Source organism: Yinghuangia sp. YIM S10712, assembly GCF_051388935.1.
Taxonomy (GTDB): domain Bacteria; phylum Actinomycetota; class Actinomycetes; order Streptomycetales; family Streptomycetaceae; genus Yinghuangia.
Genome location: NZ_JBPKBI010000005.1, coordinates 266,411 through 288,005 on the forward strand (window position 1 = coordinate 266,411; position 21,595 = coordinate 288,005).

Consider the following 21,595-nt stretch of genomic DNA (forward strand, 5'->3'; position numbering starts at 1 on the left):
GAGCGTCACACCACGGCAAGCGAGTGTCCGCGACTTGCTGCCACCATCGCGCGCAGTTCGGTGATCTGCGCGGCAAATGCCTTTGCCGCAGGCCCCGTTGGTGCAGTCCGGGACACCGCGCCGGAACACGTACGGCACAGGGCGGCGCTTTGGCCGCGCGGCAGCGGATCACGGCACTCGGGGCACTCCGCGAGGGCCGGGCCTTCTGCGGCGGATTCCCGGCGTGGGGCGGGGAGTTTACGGTTGAGGCGGTCGGCGAGCAACCCGGCTGGGCTGTGGATGACTTGCGGCAGTCCCTCGGTGAGCATGGCCCTGGTCGCCGACTCGGACACCCCGGTGTCGAGCCAGAGTTCGGCGAGCCGGGCCAGCCGAAGCGTGTCGGTGGCACCGAGGGCGAGCCTCGGTTCGTACCGGCCAAGGCGGGCCAGCAGCGCGATCCCGCGCGCGGAGCTCTCGGACAGCCCGGGAAGTTCGGCGGCGTCCGGGAGCTGCGGACGGGGACGGGGTGTGCGCGCGGGCGGAGCCCCACCCACCCGCCGCTGCTTCGGCAGTACGGCCGCTGCCGTGCGCGGCGTGTTCCGGCGCGCCGGTTTCGGCGCGGGGTGGGTGGGTTCTTTTCCCCGGTTCTTTTTCCCGTAAGGGAACGCTCCCGAGGCACCCTTCGCCGGGCGGCCGGTTCCCGCAGGCACGGGAAGCGGCGACGGGCCCTCGGCCTCGTGCCGGGTGTCGCGGACAAGCGTCTCGGTACGGATGCGACCGGTCTCGGCGTCGCGGACGGTTTCGCGAACGTAGTAACCGGCTTCGACCAGTTCGTCCAGTGCGTTCGCGACTCCCTGTCGCCCCAAGCCACTTCGACGGTCGGCGAGGGTGCGTACGTCGATTCGCGCCCCGTCGGGAAGCGACAGCAGGTGGACGAGGACGCCGAGCGCGGGGTAGCTGATCCCGGAATCCTGCAGAACGTCGTTGCCGAGCACGCTGAACGCACGCGCGCGCGGGGTAAGCTGAACTCGCATGTAAGAGCTCGATTCTCTTCGTGCCATGCCCCGGGGTGCTCCAACACCGCCGGGGTCATTTATGTTGTTGACCTGACACGAAGCGTAGCCGGTCGGTCACCCTGCAACCAACCAACCGGAAAAACACCCCGGTGGCGAGACTTGGCTGCCTGGCCAACCACCGCGCAAACGAGCGTGCAGGTCACCTCACGACAACCCACCCGTGGATGCGGCATCTGACCGTTCGCCCGGAACACGCCTGCCCCAGCGCCCTTGCGCATCATCGGGCCTGGCAGCGGCCCTTGTCTTTCCCGATGTCGACGACATCGATCCGGGAGAGCACCCTCACTTCGCCTCGGGCCGCGACAAAACCGCTGGTGAGACCAGCCGGTCCCAGACAGAATTTCGCGCATGCGCTACCCGCACGAGGGAGACCCGGAGCTGCTGGATCTGGTGCGCCGCTACATCACCGTCGACCGACGGTACCGGCGACTGGGCGGCCGCCTGTTGCGGCTCGACGGGCCTGAACGCGCGCAGTTCGCCCAAGAGCTCGCCGACGCTGCCGGTGAAATCACGCCCCGTGAGCTGGGTGTCCTGCTGGAGGCGGGATGGCGGGAACGCCGAACCGCAGCCTGGCTGATCGCCGTCGCCGGCAGGACCGAGTTCCGCGACCGGCTCGGCGAGCTCCTGCTTGACAGCGAAGTCTGCTACGCGGGCCAGGGCTACTGCGTCGCGCTCGCAACCTTCGGCACCGTCGCGGACGCGGATCTGCTGTGCGCCTATCTCGACCGGTACTTGCGACGCCCTGACCTCCGCTACGACCAGGAGTTCGCCATCGGCGCGCTCCTGCACCTCGACAGCCGAAGCACCACCGATCGCGTGTCCCGCTTCGCCGGCGAAGGTGGTCTCTGGGAGCAATGGATCGGCGAGCCAACGATCGACCCGCACAGCTATGGCCGCATCGTCGGCCAGTTCTGCGCCTTCGCCTCCGAAAGCGCCGCGCGCACGAAGCAAGGTCACGCGTAGCTCGTACGCCTGTTGATCGCGCACAGCGGACCAGAGAGCGCCCGTCCGGCGCCGCATGGTCGGGACGGGCGCTCTCAGGGTTCGTCAGTGGCCTTCAACAAGCGTGAAAGCGCCGGTCGTTACCCTTCAACGCTTCAGGGCAGCGGTGAGCGTTTCCCACGCAGCGGGACGAATGGTCAGGTGGCCACGACGAACATCCTTGCTGTCACGGACACCCACACCGTCCAACGAGGCGACCTCGACACAGTTTCCGCCTTGGTTGCCGCTATAGCTCGACTTGCGCCACGTGACGTTCTGGCTCGATGCCATGCTCATGTGCTTCTCTCCAGAAGATCGCGGATGTACTCGATGGAGCGCGAGGCCGACCACGTCTCGGCACGCAGCAGATCGTATCGACGCTCGCACTGGTCCACCGCGGTCGTCCTGCGAGATCAAGTGCCCCTCGCCCATGGCTTCGATGTACGCGGCTTCGCTGCGATTGCGCATTGTCAGCAGGACGAACCCGCCGTCCATGCACGCGTGAATGCCGCAGCCGAGAGGCAGCACCTCGATCACGATGTTGGGACGTTCGGCCATCTTGAGCAGATGGGTGAGCTGAGGCCGTGCCACGCCCGGGGTTGCGGCAACCCTGAGCAGAACAGCCTCGTCCAGGATCGCCCACAGCTTCAACGGCTTGTCACCGGAGAGGACTTCCTGCCGCGCCATGCGCGCCGCGACGCGCGTTTCAAGCTCTTCGCCGTCGCGCAGTGCGGCGAACTGCGCACGGGCGTACTCCTCGCACTGCAACAGGCCAGGGATCGCTTGGGGTTCGAAAGTGCGGATGCGTGCCGCGTCACGCTCGGCTTTGGTCAGCGTCTCGAACCAACGCGGCATCCCGGCGGACAGGATCCGCGCGTGGTGGGCGAGATCGATCAGCATGCCCCCGGCGCCGAGGGCCTTGTCGATCGCGGCAGCCAAATCGGGTTTCGGTTTGCGCTCCAACGTCTCGACGGCTCCCACTGTCGAACTTGTGGAGTGCGCCTCCTCCGCGAGCTTCTCCTGCGTCCACCCCCTCTCCTTGCGGAGTCGTCGCACGTGAAAGGCGAGAAGCGCCCACAGGGAGTCAGTCGGATCGACATCCTTTTCAGCCGTCATTCGGTGCTACCCCCGAAGTTTGGAACAGGAGTTGGAAACCGTTCCCAAGGTAGCGTCCCGCCGTGTTCTCTGAGTAATCAATCGGTCACTTGGAGGCGAGAAGTGAGCAGTGAGGCACCCGAGCCGCGTCGCGCGAGCCGCATGACGGTCGCCACGTACGCGGTCGGCGAAAACGGCCGGCCCTTCCAAGGTCGCAGGGAGCGGATTCGTGTTGTTCGTTCACACGACGATCCGTTCATCAGCTCGGCTTCCTCCCTCGCCTGGCCGAACTGCGCGTGCGCACGCTGCATCAACGGAGAGAGCAAGTGACTACAAACTTCGCCGACTTGACGGCCAAACCGCTCAACCCTGACGCGCTGTCCGGTCTGCCGTACCCCGAACGGTGCGTGGAACTCCACTTCTCCCAGGCAGCGATCCATCTCCGCGATGGCGGATACCTCGTCGGCCCGCTCCACCTGCGAACATCCCCGATGGAAGCGGCCGTTCTGGCTCTCGCCATCGAACACGCGGTCGGCCCGGCGGCGATGCAGGAGGCCCGACGACTGCGCGCGCACGGACATCATGCGGCGGACACCGGGGTGATACTCCGGGTGTTGTCCGGGCTTCGCCGAGTCCCGGAGTGAACTGCGACCGTCGGGATTCACAGCAGCCGCATGTTCCGCCGGTATTCGTACATCTCGACGTCGTTTCTGGTTACCAGCCCTGCGGTCACGAACCCGGGCCACCAGGGCTTGAGTCCAGCCAACCAACGCGCCGGAGCCCTCACGTACGTCATAGACCAAATTGGCGACCACCCACGAGCGTTCGGCCTTGCTCGCGAGAAAGCCCCTGGTGGCATCCGCCGGATCGTCGGCAGGCTGCGCACATGCGTCACACCCACGGACCAGCGGATGTTGCCCGCTGTCGATTGAGCACGAGAAGGCCGCCGGGCGTCGATCTTTCGCGAACAACGACATCAAAGCGGGTCTAGGCGAGCCTTCAGCAGGCAGAACTCATTGCCCTCGGGGTCGGCCAAGACGTGCCACTGCTCTTCTCCTGTCTGACCGATGTCGGCCGGGCGCGCACCAAGCGCCAGAAGGCGTTCGAGCTCGGCGTCCTGATCGCGGTCGGTCGCATTGACGTCGATGTGCAGCCGGGACTTCCCCGGCTCCGGCTCGTCCCTTCGGCTGAGGATGATCGTCGGCTGCGGACCACCGAACCCTTCCTGCGGCCCGATCTCCACCGAGCCGTCGTCCTCACGGTCGAGCACGACGAAGTCGAGGACCTCGCACCAGAACTTCGCCAGCGCCTCAGGGTCGCGGCAACCGAGCACGAGCTCACTGATTCGACATGCCATATGCGAAACCTGCTCTCAGCCGGGAACTGCCGGGAAACCGCACGCGAACTCATGTCTCCCGGCAACGGAACCGATCCCCCAGACCGTACCAACGGGGCCGGAACGGAAAAATGATTTCCGGGCCGCCATGTCCGAGTAGCCGGTCACGCCCGTTGGCCATGCGGTCAGATGCCGACTTGAGCCACGGCTAGCGCTTGAGCGCCCGGTACCGCTTGAGCAATGCCGTGATCTTGTCCGGATCAGCCCCGGCGTTCAGCTCGGCCAGCAGGTCGTCAGGACACAACTCATAGAGATCTCCCCACCACCGTCGCCGCCGGTTGTCCCACACCCGGTAACCACCGGGCACACCCCTCGCCACGTAACGCCGCCTGCTCATCGCACCTCCCGACTCCACCCGAACATTCGCACAATCGAAGTCTTCGCAGAGGAACGGAAGTTGCTGTTCCTGTGGGCTGGGTGCGGTGGCTTGGGCGCACGGCGGCAAAACGGCGGGCCGCACGGACGGGAGTGGATTCGGTGGCCGCCATCAATACCTCAGGGGCCACTCGACACTTCAAAGCGTGAGCACTGACCGGCGGTTGCGGACGCTTAATTCTGCTGGAAGTTCGCATAAGGAGGCGGGCCGCCCGTCGGCGGTCCCGGGCGATTGGCACGCGAGCGGAAGAACAAAACAAGCCCACCGCCGAGGACCGCTACTCCGGCCACAATGATGCCGACGAGGAGCATGCCGGAATCGGATTCGCCACTGTCGTTCGGTGGTGCGGCGACAGCGCTGACGTAGGGCTGTGGGGATGGTGCGGCGGTGGCCGCCGGGGACGGTGAGGGCGACATCGTCGCGGCGGTCGAGGACGGGGACGGGGAGGGTGTGGGCATCTCGCCGCGTTTGCCGATCAGGGGGTTGACGTCGGGTGGGCCGGGGTCTCCGGTCCAGTTCAGGGCGTTGCGGGGGCTGACGTTGCCCCAGCCGAGATACTCGTTGGGGACGGGCACGTTCGGCTTGTTCGCGGAGTCGATCAGGACGCGGATGATCTGGTTCGCGGTGTAGTGCGGGTACTTGGCCCAGAGCAGGGCGGCAACGCCGGAGGTGAGGGCGGCGGCGTCGGACGTTCCCGAAGACTTGCAGTAACCGGTCGCGCCCGTGCAAGCCGAGTAAATGTCCACGCCGGGGCCGGCGAGCGAAATCCAGTGACCGGCGAGGGTCCCAGTCCAGGCGATGCCATTACGGTCGTACGCGCCAACCCCCAAAACTCCGGGAAAAGACGCCGGGTAGGGGGTCGACTGGTTGTATTCAGCCACATTCCCTCCCCCTGCAACCACCAGCTTCCCTCGGCTGAGTGCGTAGGAAACGGCCTCGTCCCGAGCAGGATTCGGGCTACCCCCGAAAGACAAGTTGATGATTTCAGCCGACGAATCGGCCGCAGCCCGAATGGCTGGCGCGACCTTGGATCCGTCCATCAGATCGCTGGCCCCAAGCCCGGCGTTGTACGAGACGATCTTCGCCTTGGGCGCGACCCCGTACGCCCCTTGGCCGCCAACACCCCGCCCACTGCCCGCGATCAGGCTCGCCAACGACGTTCCATGACCGTTTCCGAATCCGCCCCACGAGGGGGCTTCGGTCACCTGTCCGACCAGGTCCGGATGCGCGGTATCAACGCCGCTGTCGACGAGCGCGATCTCCACGCCCTCGCCCTTGGAGATCTTCCAAGCCTCCTCAATCTTCCAGGAATTCAGGTACCACTGCTCCTGCCTGATGGACTCGACAGCATGCGCCGACGGAGCACCGACGAGTGTTGCCACAACGACCACAAACCCCGCGACCGCAATGGCCACCCGCCGCGCCCACATATTCCGGATCACACGCCCGCGCCCGCTTGATCTCGACTGCTGAGACATCGTCAGCCGATCACCGGAGGCACGCCGTCATTGCGCCGACCGTTCCAGTACTCGTCGTCCTCCGTGAGGTAGTCCGCACGCTCCCGCCGACCCCGTTCCCCGGCGGGTGGTGCGGCAGCAGCGCCGCCATGCATGCCGCCTCCGGGCCGACCATGCGAAGTACCCCCAGTCGATGAGCCGGACGCACCGGCCGACGTGGTGTCACGCGACCGAAGTCCGGAGCCGCCCGTGGTGAACTCCCGGCGACTACCGGGCCTGCCACTCGCGGGGGCTCCTCCGACGACACCTCCCGGCACTCCCCCCAGCGGGCGACCGGTCACCGAACGACCCGCTGCACCCCCCGACGGAGCCGGACCTCCCACGCCACCGGTCATCGGCATGCCCGTACGCCCGCCACTGACACGCCCCTCATGAGGCTGCTGCTGCCCCGGGCGCGCGGTCCCACCCACGACCCCCTCAGACCGCCGAGGCAAAACCCCTCCCGAAGCGGAAGGAGCAGCACCCGTTGTCTTGCCACCGATGCCCGACACGCGCGCTCCCGGCTGGACTCGGCCTCCGGCACCAACAATCCCCGAACCGCCGCTGCTCCCCGTACTCCCCCCGACAAAACCTGTCGGAGCCGAAGACACAACAGAAGCAGGTACGTTGGTCGGCGTTTGCGGCGCAACCGCGAGACTCGTGTCGGGGACCACCGGCGCGGGCGCATACGAAGTCGGCGTCACCTGCGCCAAGTCGGCGGCAAGCGGCGGCGTCACCGCTGTCACACCGGACGGCACAACAGAACCAACATGCCCCCCACTCACCGTCCCCGCACCGCTGTCGGCGTATGCGGTCGGGTCGACCTGCGCCGTAGCTCCCCCCGAAACACGCCCGCCAGAACCGTATCCCTGACTCGAACCACCGGAAACCGCGGAGCTTCCAGAGCCCCCGGAACCTCCACCCACGCTGACGTCCTCACTCGCCCGGAAGAATTGGACGTCGTGGACATCGGCCGGCTTATGGAACTCCGGTCGGGGCTCAAGCTGCATCGTGTAAGCCGCGCCCTCGTAGCTCTGCGCGATGATCCGCATCTGCTCGGCGGCCCCCACCTGGGCGTCCCGGATCTCCTTGTCGCTCTGCACCATGGCCGCGGCAGCCGCCCCCGCGTCTGCGCCCGGCAACGGCACCGGATTCGCCACCATCGCCGCATGCTGGTCAAGCCGCTCCTGCGACACCTGCGGAAACCGAGCCTTCGCCTCGATGACCGTGCCCCCGACGAACTCCAGACGCGTCCCCTGGTTGTGCACGAAGTCCGCAAGCTGAAACGTCGAGTTCGTCAGACTCTGCGTCCACTTATGGAACCGGTCCCCAGCCGACCCGGTCCATACGACAGTCTCGCGCTTCAAGAACAACGCCAACGTCGCATCACGAAGCAACTGCGCAGACTCCACCAACCGCCTGCCCGCAGCAGAAATCTGCTCGCCATTCATCTGCTCCGAAAGACTCTTAAGCGACGCGTAGTCCATCCCCGAGAAATCCGTCGTCACAAGAACCACATCCCCCGATCAACCAACACGACCGACATTTACACGCCCAACAGCCGACACGGCGTCACCCACTCGCCGCGCCCGGGGACGCCGGTGCCCCAGGAATCTGCGGCGGTGCGCCGGTCTTCGACGGGTCCGCAGGCGCCGCTGTGGGCACGTTCACGTTGAACGACAGCTCCTGACCGGGCGCGCCCAGAATCAGGGTCAGCAGCTTGCGCTTGTTCTCGCCCTCGGTCACTGCCGTCGTATCCGCGGCTATGCGGATCGTCAGGGCCAACGCCTCGATTTGCTTGTGCAGCATGCGGGCGAAGCTGCGGATCTCCTCGGCCACGGCCAACGCCGTCTTGGACGCGTAATCGGCCTCGGTGAAACCCGCTCCGAAAATCGCCGGGGCCAGCTCGGCCGGGACCGCGTCAACGGTCGGCAGATGCTCGATGTTCAACCGATCGAGAATGGCGAGGACTTCGCGCTCGAAGCTCTTCAGCGATTCGAGATCCGCTGTCATCCGGGCCACGTCGCCCGGGGATGCCGCTGCATCGGGCACTGGTGTCACAGGTGCCTCCCCCCGTGGAAGCTTCCGGCACCCGCAACCCGGGCACCCGCGCCTGAGTCTAGCCAACCGCCGCGCCGGAACCATCCCGATAAGGGACGCTGCCGACGCCTATCACTGCTTCGGGGGTTCGCGTACGGGTCATACCTCCCACCGGAAAGCACCGTGCGGCGGTCGGAACCCCCTGTTTCACCGGCCGTGGCCCGCACGAACCCTTGTCCGTACGGGCCTTCTCGTCCGGCCGCAGAACCATCATGGCCGCCTCCCCCGCACCAACTCCAGCGTTGCACGAACCGGCGCCACGGCTTGTGCCAACCGTCCGTGGCGCCGGGGCGATGCGCGATATCAGCCCTCCAGGCTCGTGGTCCCGGCAGGCGCGGTCGTGGTCGGCGCGGGCGGTGCCGAGCTGGTCGTGGGTGACGACGACGCCGAAGCAGACGACGCCGGAGTGGTGCTTGAGCCACCCGGCGGCGAACTCGGCGTCGAGCCCCCCGTGTTCGGCCCCGGCGGCGTCGGCTGCGGAGCCGGCGGGAGCGGCGCTCCCCCCGGAGGGGGCGGAGGCGGCGGTGCCGGGGGCGGTGTCGTTCCCGGTGTGGTCGCGGACGCGCTCACCGTCGGGGACTTCGTCGTGGAGGGGCTCCGCGCGTCGCTCGGGGCCGGGGAGTTGCGGGTGTCCGACGGCGCGGCCTCCGAGCGGCGGTCGTCCGCGCCCGTGACCGGGGCCACGACCACCGCGGAGTTACCGCCGACAGGCACGGTACGGCTGACCGTCACGTCGTCGGTGCTCGGGCTTTCTCCTCCGTTCGAGGTGTCGCTGCTTCCCATGCCGACCACGACGCCGAGGGTCACCACGAGGAGGGCCGCGGCGCCGAGCGTCATGACACCGCGTTTGCCGGCCATCGACGCGGACATCGCGCGGCGGCGGCTGACCGCGGTGGCGTCCACCGCGATGCCTCCGCCGACCGCCCGGGGGCGTTCCCCGGCCAGGAGGAGCACCCTGCGGTCGGCGGCGAGGCCGCGCTTGTCGGCGGCGTCGCGCAGGCGTGAGGCGGCGGTCGCCTCCTCGCGGGCCTGGTCGGTGTCCCCCTCGCACAGTGCCAGTACCGCCAACTCGTGGCGGAACCAAGCTTGTTCAGCCGATGCTCCGGAGGATTCGGAGGCCGCACGGCCGAGTTCCAGGCAGTTGCGCCACGCCTCGAAGCGCAGCGCGGACGCGAACGCGGGTGCCGCGGCGCGGGCGAGGACACGTACCGAACTCGGTTTGCCGAGGCGTTCGACCTCGCGCAGGCAGGCCAGGATCACCTCGGCCTCGTCGGCGACTTGCGCGGCGCCCACGGTCGGGTGCGAGACCCACCACGTGAAGTGCTGCATCGCCGCGACGGTCCACGACGACGGGCCGCGCAACAGGCCGGCGGCTTCCTCCGCGACGCCGCCGGCTAGGCGGTATCGGCCGCCTTCGACGACGGCCAGCCCCGTCGCGACAAGTTCGCCCGCGGCGCTGTGCGCGTCGGTCGCGCCGGTGAGCGCCGGCAGGTGGTCTGGGTCGGGCAGCATGCCCTCCAACGCCGCGCCCAGACGCAGCACTTGCTGTGCCGACGACGACAACAGCGGCACCAGCCGGGGGACGAACAGCCGCGGTTCGCCCGGTGACGGCAACTCCGGTGTGGGAGACCCGAATTGCGCGGTGAAGATGTCGTACGCGGACGCCTCCTCGCCGAGGTCGCCCTTCCCGTCCGCCCCGCCCGGGCGAACTCCCGTCCCGAGACGGGCGAGCAAGGCGCCGGCCTGCACGAACCGGCCGGGGTGGCCGTCCACTTCGAACCACAGCGCGGCTGCCCACGCCAGTTCCTCGTCATCGAGCTCGCGGTCGGCGGCGCGCGCGAGGAGGGCGAACGACGCTTCCTGCGGGAGGCCGCCGAGGGTGATCTCGTGGAACGGCGAATCGGCCCGCGCGGCTGCCTCCGCAATGCCGCCGTCCGGATTGCGCGCGGATGGCCTCGCCGCGACCAGGAACACGCATTCCGGTGCCATGCGCAGGAGTTCGTCGATCTCGTCGGAGCGGATGTCGAGGTCGTCGATGACCACCAAAGCGGCGACGTCGGCGAGGAGTCCGGCCAGGGTGTCGCGGCCCGGGCGGTGCGGGTCGCCGGTGAAGCACGCGTCGTGGAACTGCTGGAGGAGGTCGTCGAGCCCGCGTCGGCTGCCGTCGAGAAACACGACACCGTCGGGGGCGCCGGCCGCGTCCTCCGACGCGAGGTACTTGAGCAGCGTGCTGCGCCCGATCCCGGCGGGCCCGTTCACGCGTACGGACGTCCCCTGGCCCAACAGACCGCGTATCGCCGCGATTTCGCCTTTGCGGCCGAGCGGCAGAGATTCCGTGGGTCGGGCGACGGCGCTGCGGCGCGCGGGAATCGGCCGCGACGCCACGGGAAGCCGTACGACTTCGCTGCCGTCCGGGGTGCCGAGAGTCAAAAGGTGCTCGCCGACGGCAAGTTGGACCAGCGCGCCGACCCCTGTCGGCCCCGCGACACCGGTGAACGCGGCTTCGCCCAGCGGCCGTTCGTCGGCCGGACCGTCGCGGCGGGGCTGCTCGTCCGGCTCATCCCAGCGCCGGAAGGGCGCCCCGGCGCCTTCGGCCCGGGTTCCGTGGGCATCCCCGCCACGGTCATGCGCGTCGTCCGCTCCGCCCGATCCCGGCCCGTCGTCCACATCGGGCAGCATCGCCAGGCGCACGCGCTCGGCGCGTCCCATACGACCGAACCGACGCTCAGGCGACGGCCCGCCGCCCGCTTCGTCCCCCTCACGCGCCCCTGTGCCGGCAGCCCCGTCCCGGCTCTGCGGGTCCTGGTGCCCGTCCCCGACGCGCCGCGGGGTTCTGTCCATGAGTCTCCTTCGTTCCCCGTACACGGACCGCCGCGGCCGGGCACCCACGCCGTCACCCCGCACGGTCAACGGATCCGCACTCTCCGGTACGGCCGAATGTGGATCATCAGTGTGCCGCCCCGCCCGTCTGCCCGCCAGCGCCCGACCGATGTTCCCCAGCGTGCCACCGGCGTCACGCTGCGGCGTCGCACACCGCGAAACCTTCGCCTACTCTCCACATCGCGGGAAAACGCGCGGCGGAAAGCCCGGGGCGCACGGTACCCGACCGTCGGCATGACGACGGTGACAAAGCAGAAGCCGGTGGCCACCCGCGCAGGGTGGCCACCGGCCGCCGGGAACGTCGGCAAGGGATCCGTCGGCGAGCGTCACCGCCGCCGCGACGGTACGGTCGACGCCGGGCCTGCCACGGCGAAGCCGAACCGGCTTACGCTTCCAGCCCGTTCGCCTTGCGGATCTCCGCCACGATCCGCTCCATGATCTCCGTGATGCCGAAGTCCTTGGGCGTGAACACCGCCGCGACGCCCTGTGCCAGCAACGCCTGTTCGTCCGCCGACGGGATGATCCCGCCGACGACGACCGGGACATCGTCCAGGCCGGCCGCGCGCATGCGCTCCAACACGTCGGGGATCAGCTCCAGGTGCGAGCCGGAGAGGATCGACAGCCCGATGCAGTGCACGTCCTCCTCAACTGCCGCCGCCACGATCTGCGCCGGGGTGAGGCGGATGCCCTGGTAGACGACCTCGAAGCCGACATCGCGCGCCCGCACGGCGATCTGCTCGGCGCCGTTGGAGTGCCCGTCCAGGCCCGGCTTGCCGACCAACAGCCGCAGCCGGCCGCCCAGTTCCTCGCCCGTCGCACGCACGGCCTCGCGGACCGCGGTGAGTTCGGCACCACCCTCCTGGACCCCGACGACGCCGGACACGCCCGTCGGCGCCCGGTATTCGCCGAACTCCTCGCGCAGCGCGCCCGCCCACTCGCCCGTCGTGACGCCGGCGCGCACGCACTCAAGCGTGGCGGGCATGAGGTTCACGGCGGCGTTCGTGCCCGTCGCCTTCCAGGCACGCGCGTCCACCCGCAGCCGGTCGAGTGCCGCGTCCGCGGCCGATTGGTCGCGCTGCGCACGCCACGCGCGCACCGCCTCCGCCGCGGCCGATTCGACGGCCGGGTCGACGGTCTGGATCGCCGTGTCCAGGTCCGCGGTCAGGGGGTTCGGCTCGGTCGTGTCGAACTTGTTGACGCCCACGACGATTTCGTCGCCCGCCTCGATGCGGGCCCGGCGCGCCGCGTGGGAGGCGACGAGCTGCGACTTCATGTAGCCGGACTCGATCGCCGCGACCGCGCCGCCCATCGCCTGGACGCGGTCGATCTCCTCCTTCGCGCCGACGATCAGCTCGCCGACCTTGCGCTCGACGACCTTCGAGCCGGTGAAGATGTCGTCGTACTCCAGCAGGTCCGACTCGTAGGCGAGCACCTGCTGGATGCGCAGCGACCACTGCTGGTCCCACGGCCGCGGCAGGCCGAGCGCCTCGTTCCAGGCCGGCAACTGCACCGCCCGCGCGCGGGCGTCCTTCGACAGTGTCACCGCGAGCATCTCCAGCACGATGCGCTGGACGTTGTTCTCCGGCTGCGCCTCGGTCAAACCCAGGGAGTTGACCTGCACGCCGTAGCGGAAGCGGCGGTGCTTGGGGTCCTCGACACCGTAGCGCTCGCGCGTGATCTCGTCCCAGAGCTGGACGAACGCCCGCATCTTGCACATCTCCTCGACGAACCGCACGCCGGCGTTCACGAAGAAGGAGATGCGCGCCACCACGTCGCCCATGCGCTCCTGGGGCACCTGCCCGCTGTCGCGCACGGCGTCCAGCACGGCGATCGCGGTGCACAGGGCGTACGCGATCTCCTGGACGGGCGTGGCCCCGGCCTCCTGCAGGTGGTAGCTGCAGATGTTTATCGGGTTCCACTTGGGGATGTTCGAGACGGTGTACGCGACCGTGTCGGTGATCAGCTTGAGCGACGGCCCCGGCGGAAAGACGTACGTCCCCCGCGACAGGTACTCCTTGATGATGTCGTTCTGCGTGGTGCCGGCGAGCTTCGCGATGTCCGCGCCCTGCTCCTCGGCGGCGACCTGGTAGAGCGCGAGCATCCACAGCGCGGTCGCGTTGATGGTCATCGACGTGTTCATCCCGTCGAGCGGGATGCCGTCGAACAGTTGGCGCATGTCGCCGATGTGCGAGACCGGCACGCCGACCTTCCCCACCTCGCCGCGCGCCAGCTCGTGGTCGGGGTCGTAGCCGGTCTGCGTCGGCAGGTCGAAGGCGACCGACAGACCGGTCTGGCCCTTGGCCAGGTTGCGCCGGTAGAGGGCGTTGGACTCCTTGGCCGAGGAGTGGCCGGCGTACGTGCGCATGACCCACGGGCGGTCACGCTGCGGCCGATCGGGTGAGGGCTGAGCTGAGGGCGTCTGGCTCGCCACGGGGACCTCCGGGAGGGTTCCGGGCCCGCTCGGCGGCGACGGCTGCCGGCCCTCGGTTCCTCATCGACGGGGTCCGGCGCACGCCGCACCGGCGCGGCCCTGCTTACCCCGGAGTGTACTGACGGGTAATGCGTCTTGGCAGCGCGCGTGACCGAGATCAACGGAACAAAAGGCCCGCGATCGGCCCTCGGGCCGTCCCGGCTCGCCCTATTTGTTCCGGATAGGGGGCCTCAGGCCGCGACGGCGCCCTCCAGGATGAGGATGCGGTGCAGCCGGGTGATGACGAGGACGCGGTGGACCGCCGGCGTGACGCCGCGCAGGATGAAGCGGCGCTCGCGCCGGCCGGCACGGCGGTGTATGGCGACCAGGAGGCCGAGACCGGTGGCGTCGAGGGAATCCACCCCGGAGACGTCGAGGACGAAATCGCCCTCGCCGCGGTCGATCGCCTCGTGCACACGCGACCGCACATCGGCGGCGGAGTGGACGTCGAGCGGGCCGCTCAGATGCAGCTCATCGGTGTCGCCCCAGATGTGCATGTCGCCTCCTCCGGTCGGGGAGTGTCCGGCTCTGATGCGCGGGTGCGTCTCATCAGAACACCGGAATCGGCCTTGGCTCCGATTCCTTGAGGAACTTCACCCATTCAAGCGACAAAGGCGAGCCCGGGATCATTCCCGGACCCGCCCTGACCGGCGTGTCGCGTACGTCTCATCCGTCACGCTCACCGGAGCACCGGCCGACCGCGCCCGTCCCGCACCGCCGCGCGGTCACTCGTACGAGTAGAAGCCCTTGCCGCTCTTCCGGCCCAGGTCGCCCGCGGTGACCATGCGGTCCAGCAGCTCCGGCGGGGCGAACTTCTCGTCCTTGGTCGACTCGTAGATGTTGGCCGAGGCGTTGCGCATGATGTCGACGCCGGTCAGGTCGATCGTGGCCAGCGGGCCCATCGCGTGGCTGAAGCCGAGCTTGCACGCGGTGTCGATGTCCTCGGCGGTCGCCACCCCCGACTCGTAGAGCCGGACGGCCTCGGTGGTGAGCGCGGCGATCAGGCGCGTGGTGACGAAGCCGGCGATGTCGCGGTTCACCACGATGCAGGTCTTGCCGACGCCCTCGGCGAACGCCCGCGCGACGGCCAGCGTCTCATCCGACGTCTTGTAGCCGCGCACGAGTTCGCAGAGCTGCATCAGCGGCACGGGCGAGAAGAAGTGCGTGCCGACCACGGCCTCGGGACGGCCGGTGACGGCGGCGATCTGCGTGATCGGCAGCGCCGAGGTGTTCGAGGCAAGCACCGCGCCGTCCTTGGCGATGCGGTCGAGCTCGCGGAAGACCTCCTGCTTGACCTCGATCTTCTCGAACACCGCTTCGACGAGGAGGTCCGCGTCACCGGCCGCATCCAGGTCGGTGGTGGTCGTCAGGCGCGCGAGAGCGGCCTCGGCGTCCTCGGCCGACAGCTTCCCCTTGGCGACGAACTTGTCGTACGACGCGGCGATACCGCTCCGGGCCCGGTCCAGGGCGGCCTCGGTGACGTCGCGCAGGACGACCTCGTAACCGTGCTGTGCGGAAACCTGGGCGATCCCGGCGCCCATGAGCCCGGCGCCGATAACGGCGATCTTCTTCGTCACGTCGAACCTCTCTTCGTGCATGCGATCGTGCGCACTCGCGCGGGCGATTCCTCCTCGGGGAGAGTAACGGCCACCCGATCGGCGTCCGCCGCAGGTCCCTCGCTGTCCCTCCCAGGCCCCGTGCGGCACCCTGGTAGGGGGTCCGGGAGAGAGGCGCCATGGACAGTACGTACCTGCTCACGCCGCTGATCGGTTTCGGCGTCGTCGCACTCTTGGCGCTGCTCCTGCGCTGGACCTTCAGCCGCGGCCACTCGCTCGTCACGCGCGCTCCGCGCCGGGGCACCCCCGACGACTACGGCCTGCTGGTGGTGGTCGCCGCCCCCGCCGACCCCGATCACGGCCGCCGCCTGTGCGGCGTCCTGACCGCGGACGGCATCCGCTGCACACTCGTCGAGACCACGGACGGCCCGCGCGTCATGGTGTGGCCGCCGGACGAGGAAGCCGCCCGGCTCGCCCTCGCCCGGCACTCCGACTGACCGGCCGCCCCCACCGCCGGCTCGGCTCAGAACCGCGTCTCGGGCTCCGGTTCGCGGGTGATGCCACCGCCCAGCCCGGTGAGTTGGTTGACCAGGTCGTCGTAGCCGCGGTCGATGTGGTGCACCCCGCTCACCAGCGTCTCGCCGTTCGCGACCAGGCCGGCGAGGACAAGCCCGGCCCCCGCGCGCACGTCGGTCGCGAGCACCGGGGCACCCGACAGCCGTTCGACGCCGCGCACGATCGCGTGGTGGCCGTCCGTACGGATCGACGCCCCCAGTCGCAGCAGCTCCTGAAGGAACACGAAGCGCGCCTCGAAGATGTTCTCGGTGATCATCGCGTGCCCGGTCGAGACGGCGTTGAGCACCGCGAACTGCGGCTGCATGTCGGTCGCGAACCCCGGATACGGCAGCGTCACGACGTCCACCGCACCCGGCCGGCGATCCATCACCACCCGGAACCCGTCCTCCGTCGTGGACACCGACGCCCCCGACGCGGTGAGCTTGTCGAGCGCGATCTCCAGGTGCGCGGAGTGCGCGTTGCGCACCGTCACGTCCCCCTGCGTCACCGCCGCCGCGACCGCGAACGTGCCGGCCACGATGCGGTCCGGAACGGTCCGGTGGGTCACCGGGCTCAGCCCTTCGACACCGTGGATCTCGATCGTCGACGTGCCCGCGCCGTCGATCTTGGCGCCCATCTCGCTCAACATGTCGCAGATGTCGACGATTTCCGGCTCCCGCGCCGCGTTGTCGATCACCGTCGTGCCCTTGGCGAGCACCGCCGCCATGAGGATGTTCTCCGTCGCCCCCACACTCGGGAAGTCCAGCCACACCGACGTCCCGAACAGCCCCTGCGGCGCCTTCGCGATGAGGAACCCGTGCTCGTTCTCAACCGTCGCGCCCAGCTTCACCAGCCCGTCGATGTGCATGTCGAGGCCGCGCGAACCGATGGCGTCGCCGCCGGGGAACGCGACGTGCACCTCGCCGCAGCGGGCCAGCAGCGGGCCGAGCACACAGATCGACGCACGCATGCTGCGCACCAGGTCGTAGTCGGCCTCGTGCCCGGGCGAGGCGGGGACGTCGATCGAGACGGTGCCGGTCTTCTCGCCCCCGACCACGCAGCCGAGGCGGCGCAGCAGTTCGCTCATGATCTGCACGTCGAGAATCCGGGGGACCTCCTCCAGGACCGTCACCCCCTCCGCGAGCAGCGCGGCGGCCATGAGCTTGAGGGCGCTGTTCTTCGCGCCCGTGATACGCACCTCGCCGGCGAGGCGAGCCCCACCGGTCACCCGGAACCTGTCCATCCCGGCATCGTATGGGCTCACAGCAGCACCACCGAACACGTGTCGCACCGCGGTGACACACCCGCGTAGGTTTGGAGACATGGTCAACCTGACACGCATTTACACGCGCACCGGCGACGACGGCACGACGGCGCTCGGCGACATGAGCCGCACCTCGAAGAACGACCCGCGCCTGGTCGCGTATGCGGACGTCGACGAGACGAATTCGGTCATCGGGGTGGCGCTCGCGCTCGGCGGTCTGGAAGAGGATGTCGCGGCTCTGCTGACGCGCATTCAGAACGACCTGTTCGACGTCGGCGCCGACCTGTGCACGCCGGTCGTCGCCGATCCGCAGTTCCCGCCGCTGCGCGTGGAGCAGTCGTATGTCGACGCCCTGGAGTCCGCGTGCGACACCTTCAACGAGGCGCTGCCCAAGCTGCGCAGCTTCATCCTCAACGGAGGCACGCCCGGCGCCGCGCTGCTGCACCAGGCCCGTACGGTCGCCCGCCGCGCGGAACGCAGCACGTGGGCGGCGCTGGAGGAACACGGCGACGCGATGAACCCGCTGACCGCGAAGTACCTGAACCGGCTGTCGGACCTGCTGTTCATCCTCGCCCGCCACGCCAACCGCGAGCAGGGCGACGTGCTGTGGGTCCCGGGCGCCAATCGGTAGCGGTCCGGGGAGCACGCGGAAGGGCGGCCCACGGGCCGCCCTCGGTGTATCCGGCCCGGGGATCAGGCCACGTTGACGCGCTGCCCCGGCGGGGCGGCCTCCAGCCAGGCCAGGAATCCGGTCAACGCGTCCTCACTCATGGCGAGTTCGAGCGGTTCGCCGTCGTGGCTGCACACCAGCACCACAGCGCCCGCGAGCAGCGCCAGCTCCTCGTGGCCGACCGGCAGCCGGCGCTCGACGACCACGATGTCGTGGCGGTTCAGCACGCGGCGGGGGCGGGTGGCGTACGAGAAGACGCGGAACCATTCGATGCGGTCGCCGCTGTAGCGGGCGATGCCGAAGACCCAGCCCTTGCCGTGGTCGACCGGTGTCGGGACCGGCGAGGCGGCGTTGTCGTCGGCGGGCTCGTCCCCCGGGCCCTTCGCGGCGTCGTGGGATCCGGAAGGCCGGGAATCAGACGCGGCGCCCTCCGGGACCGAACTCCCGGACGACGCCGCGGCATGCTCCGCCTCCCCTGGCGAGGAGGCGGCCGGTACATCGGGCAGCCGACGCAACGAACAGTCGAAGGTCCCGCCCGGACGTTGAATGAAACGGCGGCGGGCGGCGAACACGCCGACCAAGGCTGCGGCCAGGGCGATCACGCCCACGACCACGAGGACCACCACGAGGACCATCTCGTCCGACCTCCTCGTGTCAGTCCGCGTCCCGGCCCGACCGCCGGTCCCGGTGGATCAGCGTCAGTGTCCGACGCCGACGCCCGCCGCGCGCAGACGCGTGTCGGCGCGGCGCTCAGCGGCGACGTCCTTCTCGTGTCCGGCGCGCTCAAGCGCGCGCTGGGCACGGGCGACGTCGATCTCGTCGGCGAGTTCGACGATCTCGGCGAGCAGCGACAGCTCGTTGTTCGCAAATGAGACGAAACCGCCGTGCACGGCGGCGACTATGGTCGTGCCGTCCGCCTGACGGATCGTCACCGGGCCGGATTCGAGCACCCCGAGGACCGGGGTGTGCCCGGGCTGGATACCGGTGTCGCCGTCGGTGGTGCGCGCGACCACGATGGTGGCCTCGCCGGACCACACCTTGCGGTCGGCCGCGACCAGCTCGACGTGCAGCTCAGCCAACGTGGCTCCTCAGGTCGTACGGCGGACGCCGAGCGCCCGGCCGTGTCCCGCGGACCGGTTCTCCGGCACGGGATGCGTTCAAGAATATCGGTCCCGCGGACTCCGGTTCCAACCGGGACCACGGACCGGCGCCGAGCGGACAGCGCCGGACGTGTGCACACCGTACGTGTGTACGTGCATGCGACCGGTGCGAGGTGTGCGAGGGACGGCCCGCACCGGACCGCCCCTCGCAGTGCACGCCCCCGAACTCAGCCCTTGGCGAGCTCGGAGATCTTCTTCTCCAGGTCGTCCAGCCCGCCGAGCATGAAGAACGCCTGCTCGGGAGCATGGTCGTACTTGCCGTCGGCGATCGCGTTGAACGCCTCGATCGTCTCCGACAGCGGCACGTCCGATCCGTCGAGACCGGTGAACTGCTTGGCGACGTGGGTGTTCTGCGACAGGAACCGCTGGATGCGGCGCGCCCGCTGCACGACGAGCTTGTCCTCTTCGGACAGTTCGTCCATACCGAGGATCGCGATGATGTCCTGGAGGTCCTTGTACTTCTGCAGGATGTTCTTGACGCGCATCGCGCAGTCGTAGTGGTCCTGCGAGATGTACCGCGGGTCGAGGATGCGGGACGTCGAGTCCAGCGGGTCGACCGCGGGGTAGATGCCGAGCTCCGAGATCGGACGCGAGAGCACCGTCGTGGCGTCGAGGTGCGCGAACGTCGTCGCCGGGGCCGGGTCGGTCAGGTCGTCCGCGGGGACGTAGATCGCCTGCATCGAGGTGATCGAGTGACCGCGGGTCGAGGTGATGCGCTCCTGGAGCACACCCATCTCGTCGGCCAGCGTCGGCTGGTAGCCCACCGCGGAGGGCATGCGGCCGAGCAGCGTGGAGACCTCGGAACCGGCCTGCGTGAAGCGGAAGATGTTGTCGATGAACAGAAGCACGTCCTGCTTCTGCACGTCGCGGAAGTACTCCGCCATCGTCAGACCCGACAGGGCGACCCGCAGACGGGTGCCGGGCGGCTCGTCCATCTGGCCGAAGACCAGCGCGGTCTTGTCGAGAACGTCCGACTCGCGCATTTCGTCGATGAGGTCGTTGCCCTCACGGGTGCGCTCACCGACGCCCGCGAACACCGACACACCCTCGTGGTTGCGCGCGACACGGACGATCATCTCCTGGATGAGGACCGTCTTGCCGACGCCCGCACCACCGAAGAGGCCGATCTTGCCGCCCTTGACGTACGGGGTCAGCAGGTCGATGACCTTGATGCCCGTCTCGAACATCTCGGTCTTCGAGTCGAGCTGGTCGAACGCCGGCGCCTTGCGGTGGATCGGCCAGCGCTCGGTGACCGTGAACTCCGACTTCGGCACGTTCAGCGGCTCGCCGAGGGCGTTGAAGACCACGCCCTTGGTGCCGTCGCCGACCGGTACGGAGATGGCCGAGCCGGTGTTGGTGACCACCGAGCCGCGGACCAGGCCGTCGGTCGGCTGCATCGAGATCGCCCGCACGAGGCCGTCGGGCAGGTGCTGCGAGACCTCCAGGGTGAGGGTCTTGGCACCCTCGCCCTGCTCACCGAGGTCGACCTCGACGTGGAGCGCGTTGTACATCTCGGGCATCGCGTCGACGGGGAACTCCACGTCGACGACCGGGCCGATGACCCGGGCGACACGGCCCGTGGCCAGGGCCGTCGTTGCAGTGGCAGACATTTTCTATTCACTCCCCGCGTTCGCGTCGGCCAGGGCGTCCGCGCCGCCGACGATCTCGCTGATTTCGTTGGTGATCTCCGCCTGGCGGGCGTTGTTGGCAAGCCGCGTCAACGTGAGGATGAGCTCTTCGGCGTTCTCGGTCGCCGACTTCATCGCCTTGCGCCGGGCCGCGTGCTCGGAGGCCGCGGACTGGAGCAGGGCGTTGTAGATGCGGCTTTCGACGTACCGCGGCAGCAGCGCGTCGAGCACGCCGTCGGCCGAGGGCTCGAACTCGTAGAGCGGGAACGCGCCGCCGGCCGGCTCCTCGTACGATTCCTCGACCACCAGCGGCAGGATCCGCTTCGCGACCGAGGTCTGCGTGAGCATGGACTCGAACTCGGTGCTGACGATGTGGATCTCGTCCACACCGCCCTCCTCGGTCGGCGTGACGAACGCGTCGATCAGCGCGCCGGCCACCTTCTTCGCGTCGGAGTACTCCGGGTTGTCGGAGAACCCGCTCCACTCGCCCGCGAGGGCGCGGTTGCGGAACCGGTTGTAACCGATGCCCTTGGCACCGATGACGTACCGCTCCACGTCCTTGCCCTCACCGCGCAGCAGCTCGATGAGCTGCTCCGCGGCCTTGATGGCGCTGGAGTTGTACGCGCCCGCGAAGCCGCGGTCGCTGGTGACCAGGAGCACCGCCGCACGCGTCGCGCCCGGCTTCACCTCGGTCAGCGGGTGCTTCGCGTTGGAGAAGGTGGCGACCGCGGAGACGGCACGGGTCAGCTCGTCGGCGTACGGCTTGGCCGCCGCGACGCGCTGCTGCGCCTTGACGATCCGCGACGCCGCGATGAGCTCCTGGGCGCGCGTGATCTTCTTGGTCGCCGACACGGAACGGATCCGACGCCGGTAGACCCGAAGCTGGGCTCCCATGGGTCAGGACTCTCCGTTC

At 69.1% G+C, this 21,595-nt stretch carries 19 protein-coding genes; 3 read left to right on the forward strand and 16 right to left on the reverse strand.

Annotated features, from left to right (window positions below; translation table 11 throughout):
• Positions 1 to 5: 5 nt before the first annotated feature.
• Complete coding sequence (locus ACRX5W_RS14685; RefSeq protein WP_436788543.1) at positions 6 to 1,013, reverse strand: hypothetical protein; 1,008 nt, start codon at positions 1,011 to 1,013, stop codon at positions 6 to 8.
• 390 nt (positions 1,014 to 1,403) lie between these two features.
• On the opposite strand from ACRX5W_RS14685, the gene ACRX5W_RS14690 reads away from it, so the two are divergent.
• The gene (locus ACRX5W_RS14690; RefSeq protein ID WP_436788544.1) at positions 1,404 to 2,018 is read left to right on the forward strand and encodes a DUF6000 family protein; all 615 of its coding nucleotides are present in this window, start codon (positions 1,404 to 1,406) and stop codon (positions 2,016 to 2,018) included.
• Positions 2,019 to 2,144: 126 nt separating this feature from the next.
• Here the strand turns inward: ACRX5W_RS14690 and ACRX5W_RS14695 are convergent, their stop codons facing one another.
• The 10 genes from ACRX5W_RS14695 to ACRX5W_RS14740 form a co-directional block, all read right to left on the reverse strand.
• Positions 2,145 to 3,152 (reverse strand): Scr1 family TA system antitoxin-like transcriptional regulator, encoded by a 1,008-nt coding sequence (locus ACRX5W_RS14695; protein WP_436788545.1) that lies wholly within the window; start codon positions 3,150 to 3,152, stop codon positions 2,145 to 2,147.
• A gap of 77 nt (positions 3,153 to 3,229) precedes the next feature.
• Positions 3,230 to 4,108, reverse strand: coding sequence for a hypothetical protein (locus tag ACRX5W_RS14700; protein ID WP_436788546.1), 879 nt, complete (start codon positions 4,106 to 4,108; stop codon positions 3,230 to 3,232).
• Positions 4,108 to 4,488, reverse strand: a complete 381-nt coding sequence (locus ACRX5W_RS14705) for a VOC family protein (RefSeq protein ID WP_436788547.1) — start codon at positions 4,486 to 4,488, stop codon at positions 4,108 to 4,110. Before ACRX5W_RS14705 ends, ACRX5W_RS14700 begins: the two co-directional genes overlap by 1 nt.
• A gap of 187 nt (positions 4,489 to 4,675) precedes the next feature.
• Positions 4,676 to 4,864, reverse strand: a complete 189-nt coding sequence (locus tag ACRX5W_RS14710; protein WP_436788548.1) for a hypothetical protein — start codon at positions 4,862 to 4,864, stop codon at positions 4,676 to 4,678.
• A 212-nt stretch (positions 4,865 to 5,076) separates the two neighbouring features.
• Complete coding sequence (locus ACRX5W_RS14715; RefSeq protein WP_436788549.1) at positions 5,077 to 6,318, reverse strand: S8 family serine peptidase; 1,242 nt, start codon at positions 6,316 to 6,318, stop codon at positions 5,077 to 5,079.
• A gap of 1,653 nt (positions 6,319 to 7,971) precedes the next feature.
• Positions 7,972 to 8,412 carry a hypothetical protein gene (locus ACRX5W_RS14720; RefSeq protein WP_436788550.1) on the reverse strand — a complete coding sequence of 147 codons (441 nt, stop codon included), beginning with the start codon at positions 8,410 to 8,412 and terminating at the stop codon, positions 7,972 to 7,974.
• 390 nt (positions 8,413 to 8,802) lie between these two features.
• A complete protein-coding gene (locus tag ACRX5W_RS14725; RefSeq protein ID WP_436788551.1) occupies positions 8,803 to 11,340 on the reverse strand; it encodes a hypothetical protein in 2,538 nt (845 codons plus the stop codon).
• Between the two features lie 424 nt (positions 11,341 to 11,764).
• A complete protein-coding gene (locus ACRX5W_RS14730) occupies positions 11,765 to 13,744 on the reverse strand; it encodes a protein meaA (protein WP_436788621.1) in 1,980 nt (659 codons plus the stop codon).
• Between the two features lie 296 nt (positions 13,745 to 14,040).
• Positions 14,041 to 14,346 carry an STAS domain-containing protein gene (locus ACRX5W_RS14735; RefSeq protein WP_436788552.1) on the reverse strand — a complete coding sequence of 102 codons (306 nt, stop codon included), beginning with the start codon at positions 14,344 to 14,346 and terminating at the stop codon, positions 14,041 to 14,043.
• 228 nt (positions 14,347 to 14,574) lie between these two features.
• Positions 14,575 to 15,426: a 3-hydroxyacyl-CoA dehydrogenase family protein gene (locus ACRX5W_RS14740; protein WP_436788622.1), complete on the reverse strand. Its 852-nt coding sequence runs from the start codon at positions 15,424 to 15,426 to the stop codon at positions 14,575 to 14,577.
• A 158-nt stretch (positions 15,427 to 15,584) separates the two neighbouring features.
• On the opposite strand from ACRX5W_RS14740, the gene ACRX5W_RS14745 reads away from it, so the two are divergent.
• On the forward strand, positions 15,585 to 15,902 hold the full coding sequence (locus ACRX5W_RS14745; protein WP_436788553.1) for a hypothetical protein: 318 nt from the start codon (positions 15,585 to 15,587) through the stop codon (positions 15,900 to 15,902).
• Positions 15,903 to 15,928: 26 nt separating this feature from the next.
• On the opposite strand, the gene murA is transcribed toward ACRX5W_RS14745, so the two are convergent.
• Positions 15,929 to 17,203 carry a UDP-N-acetylglucosamine 1-carboxyvinyltransferase gene (murA, locus tag ACRX5W_RS14750; RefSeq protein ID WP_436788554.1) on the reverse strand — a complete coding sequence of 425 codons (1,275 nt, stop codon included), beginning with the start codon at positions 17,201 to 17,203 and terminating at the stop codon, positions 15,929 to 15,931.
• 79 nt (positions 17,204 to 17,282) lie between these two features.
• On the opposite strand from murA, the gene ACRX5W_RS14755 reads away from it, so the two are divergent.
• The gene (locus ACRX5W_RS14755) at positions 17,283 to 17,855 is read left to right on the forward strand and encodes a cob(I)yrinic acid a,c-diamide adenosyltransferase (protein ID WP_436788555.1); all 573 of its coding nucleotides are present in this window, start codon (positions 17,283 to 17,285) and stop codon (positions 17,853 to 17,855) included.
• A gap of 62 nt (positions 17,856 to 17,917) precedes the next feature.
• Here the strand turns inward: ACRX5W_RS14755 and ACRX5W_RS14760 are convergent, their stop codons facing one another.
• The 4 genes from ACRX5W_RS14760 to ACRX5W_RS14775 all read right to left on the reverse strand — a co-directional run bounded on the left by ACRX5W_RS14760 (position 17,918) and on the right by ACRX5W_RS14775 (position 21,576).
• A complete protein-coding gene (locus ACRX5W_RS14760) occupies positions 17,918 to 18,529 on the reverse strand; it encodes a DUF2550 domain-containing protein (RefSeq protein WP_436788556.1) in 612 nt (203 codons plus the stop codon).
• Between the two features lie 63 nt (positions 18,530 to 18,592).
• The gene (locus tag ACRX5W_RS14765) at positions 18,593 to 18,973 is read right to left on the reverse strand and encodes a F0F1 ATP synthase subunit epsilon (protein WP_231778403.1); all 381 of its coding nucleotides are present in this window, start codon (positions 18,971 to 18,973) and stop codon (positions 18,593 to 18,595) included.
• A gap of 248 nt (positions 18,974 to 19,221) precedes the next feature.
• A complete protein-coding gene (atpD, locus tag ACRX5W_RS14770; RefSeq protein ID WP_436788557.1) occupies positions 19,222 to 20,664 on the reverse strand; it encodes a F0F1 ATP synthase subunit beta in 1,443 nt (480 codons plus the stop codon).
• A gap of 3 nt (positions 20,665 to 20,667) precedes the next feature.
• A complete protein-coding gene (locus tag ACRX5W_RS14775) occupies positions 20,668 to 21,576 on the reverse strand; it encodes a F0F1 ATP synthase subunit gamma (protein WP_436788558.1) in 909 nt (302 codons plus the stop codon).
• Positions 21,577 to 21,595 lie beyond the last annotated feature (19 nt).